Genomic DNA, 2815 nt, shown 5'->3' with positions numbered 1-2815 from the left:
TCAGCTATCAGCTATCAGCTATCAGCTATCAGCTATCAGCTATCAGCTATCAGCTATCAGCTATCAGCTATCAGCTTTTTAAGAAAACAAGTAAGCATTCTTTTAATCTTTGTTACGTCAGCTGACGGCTGACGGCTGACGGCTGACGGCTGACGGCTGACGGCTGACGGCTGACGGCTGACGGCTGACGGTTAACCACTCATATAGAAATGCTCCCTATTTTATAAAAACTTCACCCAATTGAAAAATGCTATAATTTATCAGGTTCTGCCTCTTGCCTTTCCCTAAGGGATATAGCGCTACGCGCAAGTAAGAAGTCAGAAGTAAGAAGTCTGAAGTAAGCTATGACTAAGTTAGGGTGCCCGTAGCCCATTAGCACCTCAAGTAGTGTAGGCGTAGCGCTTAGGCTGAATACTTAAATTGGTAGTGGCGGAAGATTGGCAAATCCAGGGTGCTTTAAATAAGTCTATTTTTTGAATAACTATTGTAGAGCAGTGGATGGCAATGGCTGACAATACATCTGATGCCCAACTCGACTTTCTCTTAAAGGTGCTACAAGCAATCGCAGACAGTAATGGTGATCAGCAGGTAGTTGATAAATTTCTAGAAGCAAATACAGATAAACTTAATGATAAGTTAGCAGAAATATTGCGGGCTTGGGCAATACCTAAGCTGGCGGAAGCGGAAGCAGATGAAGCAAAGTTTATAGCAGCAGTTATTGGCAATTTCAGCAATCTAATTCCGGAATTCCCCTTGGGTGACAAAGCCAGCACTATTGAAATTGCCATTACTGGCTATAAAGTCGCACTAACTGTTTTCAGCCGTGAAGCATTTCCTGAAGATTGGGCAATCACACAAACTAATCTCGGTAATGCTTACTATTACCGAATAAAAGGGGAGAAAGCAGAGAATATAGAAGATGCGATCGCTTGTTACCAAGAAGCTCTTAGAGTTTATACCTTTGAGGTATTTCCTGAAGATTGGGCATCGACACAAACTAATCTCGGTGCTGCTTGCTATCAACGAATAAAAGGGGAGAAAGCAGAGAATATAGAAGATGCCATCGCTTGTTACCAACAGGCTCTTAGAGTCAGAACCTTTGAGGCTTTTCCTGAAGATTGGGCAATGACACAATATAATCTCGGTGCTGCTTACAGTGACCGCATCAAAGGTGAGAAAGCACAGAATATAGAAGATGCGATCGCTTGTTACCAAGAAGCTCTTAGAGTTTATACCTTTGACGCTTTTCCTATTGATTGGGCAATGACACAAAATAATCTCGGTATTGCTTACGGTCACCGCATCAAAGGGGAGAAAGCACAGAATATAGAAGATGCGATCGCTTGTTACAAAGAAGCTCTTAGAGTCAGAACCTTTGAGGCTTTTCCTATTGATTGGGCAATGACACAAAATAATCTCGGTATTGCTTACGGTCACCGCATCATAGGAGAGAAAGCACAGAATATAGAAGAGGCCATCGCTTGTTACCAAGAAGCTCTTAGAGTTTTTACATTTGAGGCTTTTCCAATTGAGTGGGCAAGGACACAAAATAATCTCGGTCTTGCTTATTGTGACCTAATAAAAGGGGAAAAAGCACAGAATATAGAAGAAGCTATCGCTTGTTACCAAGAAGCTCTAAAAGTCAGAACCTTTGAGGCTTTTCCCGAAAAATGGGCAAATACACCAAATCATCTAGGTGCTGCTTACAGTGACCGAATAAAAGGTCAGAAATTATAAAATTTAGGTCAAGCCATCGCTTGTTACCAAGAAGCTTTTAGAGTATTAACCTTTGAGGCATTTCCGATTGAGTGGGCAACGACACAACATAATCTCGGTAATGCTTACTCCGACCGAATCATAGATCAGAAAGCACAAAACCTAGAAGAAGCCATCGCTTGTTACAAATTGGCTTTAGAAGTACGCACCCGTGAGGCTTTTCCCGAAGACCATGCTGGCACTTTGTACCGACTAGGGATAGCTTACCAAGAGAGTAAGCAGTCTCTCTTAGCTTACACTACCTTTAACTCTGCCGTTGCTACCGTAGAATCTTTGCAGGAGGAAATGCTTTCTGGAGAGGAAAGCAAGCGCAAACACCGCGAAAAGTGGAACAAAATTTATAGCATAATGGTAGAAGTTTGCGTAGACTTAGATAATATTACTGAAGCACTGGATTATGCTGAACAAAGCAAAAATCGCTATTTAGTTGAAGAGATTATCAGCCGTGAACTGAAAAGCATCTTTCCTGCAAAGGTTGTCACTAAACTAAAAAAATACAGGGATGAAATAGCCACAGGTCAAAAGCAAATTCAGGATGGCAAAGCTAAAAACCCAACAGCCTTAGCAAAACGTCTTCAAGGATTGCGACAGCAGCATAATGAATTAAAAAACCGCTATTTACCCATTGCTTCTGGCTTTCAGTTTGAGCACTTTCAGAACAAGTTGGATCACCACACTGCCATTGTCGAGTTTTACATTACACGGAATAAGCTGGTCACTTTCGTCTTCACCCGTAATCTAGTTTGGCATTATCAGTTAAAAGACTTAGATAAATTGGTAGATTGGGCAAATGGATATTTAAAAGCCTACTCCACCAAAAAATACCATTACGAAAAGCACCTGACTACTCGTCTACATTCCCTGGCGCAAATTTTACTCATTGATCACATCATTCAGCAAATCCCCGAAAAATGCGATCGCTTAATTTTAATCCCCCATTGCTTTTTACATTTATTTCCACTTCATGCTTTACCGATTACCAGTGAGCAGGGAGAAGGTAAATCTGAAATTCTGATGGATCGGTTTCCAGCAGGAGTAA

Annotated in this window: 1 pseudogene; it reads left to right on the top strand. The window is 41.4% G+C overall.

Features of this window, described 5'->3' with window-relative positions:
• Positions 1-498: 498 nt before the first annotated feature.
• Positions 499-2815: pseudogene (locus tag F6K38_RS44645) on the top strand (CHAT domain-containing protein); the annotation flags it as partial.

The sequence above is a fragment of the Moorena sp. SIO3B2 genome (assembly GCF_010692525.1).
Lineage (GTDB): Bacteria > Cyanobacteriota > Cyanobacteriia > Cyanobacteriales > Coleofasciculaceae > Moorena > Moorena producens.
The sequence above is the reverse complement of the archived record's forward strand: the minus strand, read 5'-3'. Positions and strand labels throughout refer to the sequence as shown.